General features: G+C 47.4%; 2 protein-coding genes. One reads left to right on the top strand and one right to left on the bottom strand.

Features of this window, described 5'->3' with window-relative positions:
- The first annotated feature begins 102 nt into the window (after positions 1-102).
- Positions 103-1,089: an inositol 2-dehydrogenase gene (iolG, locus tag MHN01_RS23380; protein WP_239413752.1), complete on the top strand. Its 987-nt coding sequence runs from the start codon at positions 103-105 to the stop codon at positions 1,087-1,089.
- A gap of 258 nt (positions 1,090-1,347) precedes the next feature.
- On the opposite strand, the gene MHN01_RS23375 is transcribed toward iolG, so the two are convergent.
- On the bottom strand, positions 1,348-2,211 hold the full coding sequence (locus tag MHN01_RS23375; protein WP_239413750.1) for a MurR/RpiR family transcriptional regulator: 864 nt from the start codon (positions 2,209-2,211) through the stop codon (positions 1,348-1,350).
- Positions 2,212-2,803 lie beyond the last annotated feature (592 nt).

Raw genomic sequence — 2,803 nt, 5'->3', positions numbered from 1 at the left:
CGCTGATAAAAATAAATAAAGCGAAAACATTATTTCAATAACGTGAAACCCGCGAGTGCTTTGATAAATAGAGATCATTGCTCGCTAGCTAAGGAGTCAGGCATGTTTAATATCGCGCTATTTGGGGCTGGCCGTATTGGTCAGGTTCATGCTGTCAATATTGCTAATCACCCGGAAACGAATCTCTACTCTGTGATCGACCCTTATTTGGAAGGGGCACAGAAACTGGCAACTCAGTACGATGCTGTTATTCAGAGCGTAGAAGAAGCGATGACTGATCCGGCTGTTCATGGGGTATGCATTGGTTCAGCAACTGATACCCATGCCAATTTAATCGAGTTGGCTGCCCAAAATGGCAAAGCAATTTTCTGTGAAAAGCCAATTGACCTTGATCTTAGCCGTGTACGTGACTGTCTGGCAGTTGTGAAGCAGCATAATGCGCCTATGATGGTGGGCTTCAACCGCCGTTACGATCCTCAGTTCCGTCAGGTAAGGGAACAACTAAGTGCGGGTGTGACCGGCAAAGCCGAATCACTGCTTATCACTTCGCGTGATCCGTCGCCACCGCCAGCGGAGTACAGCAAAGTTTCTGGTGGAATGTTCCGGGATATGACAATCCATGATTTGGATATGGCCCGTTTTATCATCGGTGAAGATCCTGTCTCTATTTCAGCCCATGGTAGTTGCATGGTTGATCCGGCTATTGGAGAAGCCGGCGATATCGACACAGCCGTAATTGTGATGAATTTCCCGTCAGGTGCAATCGCCACAATTACCAACAGCCGCCGCTCTGGCTATGGCTACGATCAGCGTATCGAGCTTCATGGTGAGAAGGGCTTGCTTCAGGCCGGGAATGTCAAAGAAAACCTGGTTCAGCACTGGGGGGAGAAAGGTTGTATCAGTGCCAAGCCACAGCATTTCTTCCTGGAACGCTATCAGGCTGCCTATATTGCAGAATGGCAGCATTTTGTTGATGTCCTGGCTGGTAAATGCGAGCCGGAATGTAATGGCGATGATGGTGAGCAAGCGCTGGTTCTGGCCGAGGCAGCACTTGAGGCGCTCCATAGTGGCAAGACAGTGACGCTGTAGTGTCTGACAAGTTTTACCCCGTATTCTTACAAGTGATTTGTTCAGAGAACCTAGGTGAGTAGGGAGCTGAATTCGGCCCGGTATCAACCCCCATTGATACCGCGTCGGCTGATAAAGAGCTTGATTGGATAAATCGCTTAGTTTTAGCCTCGCAATTGCGAGGCTTTTTTGCTGGTGAGTTGTTAGCTTGAGAGGCTCTAACTTGAGGTTAGTCGTTCAAATTGTGCAGGGAGGGTGACTGAAGTAGGCCACAAAGGCCTAATGGGTTGCTGTTCCCGCCTTCGGTGTGTCTTTTGTTTCTCCTTGCTTGTATGCCAATGATACGGCCAGAGTCTGAGCCAGACATAAAGAGGCGGACTGAGAGCGGAATGCATCGACCTGAGCTTCTTTGACAATGAAACAAACATCGCTAAATGAAGCCAATGGGCTGATCTGGCTATCGGTCATGACGATTTGCTTGGCACCGACCTGAGAGACGATTTCACTGAGCTCGACCGTTTCCTGGGCATAGGGAGTGAAGCTAATTGAAATAACGGCATCATTGGGGCCGATCATGCTAAGCTGTTCTTTGAACATCCCGCCAAGGCCGTCAATCAGGAATGCCCGGCGCTCAAGGTGGCGCAGTGCATAGGTCAGATAGGATGCAACACTGAATGAGCGACGCAGACCTATTAGGTAGATGTTGTCGGCATTGGCGAGGATATCGACTGCCTGTTGCAGTTTTTCCGGTGAAGTCTGCGTGGCGAGTTGCTGCATAGCTTGAGCATTGGCGCGAGCAAACTCCTGCAGAATATCCTCCGGACGCTCAGGTGGGGTATGATCACCTTCCAGTTCCTTAAAAAGCCTTGCTCTGTCGGTGTAGCTTGCTGTTTCTTCAACCAGGTTACGACGAAATAGCTGCTTCATTTCATTGAAACCGGTAAAGCCAAAGGCATTGGCAAAGCGGATAAGGGTAGAGGGGGGTACGTCGGCTTGTTTGGCGATCACCGCCACTGTATCGAAAGCGATGCTGTTTGTGTTATCCAGCACGTACTCAGCGACTTGTTGCAGACGCTTGCTCAAATCGCCATAGCGAGAGCGAATCTGATCCTGAAGCTCAGTCAGGTTAGTAGCTGCGGACATCTTTGTCTCCGTTTAAAAGTTCTGACTTAATTGTAGGGTTTTGTGCATTGAAGTGAAACGTATTTTTCAAATTCAGGTGTTGTAATTCCATTTTGGAATAATCATTTCGATCATGGTCACTGTTCGGGGGGACAGAACAACGACTAATTTGGGCTCAATTTAGAAAAAAACGCGAAAAAAAAAGCCACGCGTCCTGGGAGAAACGTGGCTACCTCAACCCAAGGGGCCTACAGTCAAACTTGAAGTAATACCAATCTACATAAGTATTTGATCATTCTTGCTGGTTAAAATTACTTTTAACTGCGTTATGAATTTTGTAATTAGAGTAACTAGTTAGCAGCAATTCATGCCTTGTTCTAAGTGATTTTTCCTGCGCAACTATCTGAACAACTACTCATCCAGATTGGTATAAAGAAGAGTGAATTAAATTAAATTTATTACGTGGTCAGTTACTTGCTCTTTTTCTGTCGCTTCATATCGAAGATAACGGCCACGACAATTACCAGACCTTTCACGACCTGCTGCCAATAGGCTGATACGTTGAGCAGATCCAGACCGTTTTGCAGTACACCCATAATCATGGTGCCGATGA

Source organism: Photobacterium sp. OFAV2-7, assembly GCF_022347985.1.
In the GTDB taxonomy this organism is placed as follows: domain Bacteria; phylum Pseudomonadota; class Gammaproteobacteria; order Enterobacterales; family Vibrionaceae; genus Photobacterium.
This window is presented reverse-complemented; position numbering and strand designations above follow the sequence as displayed.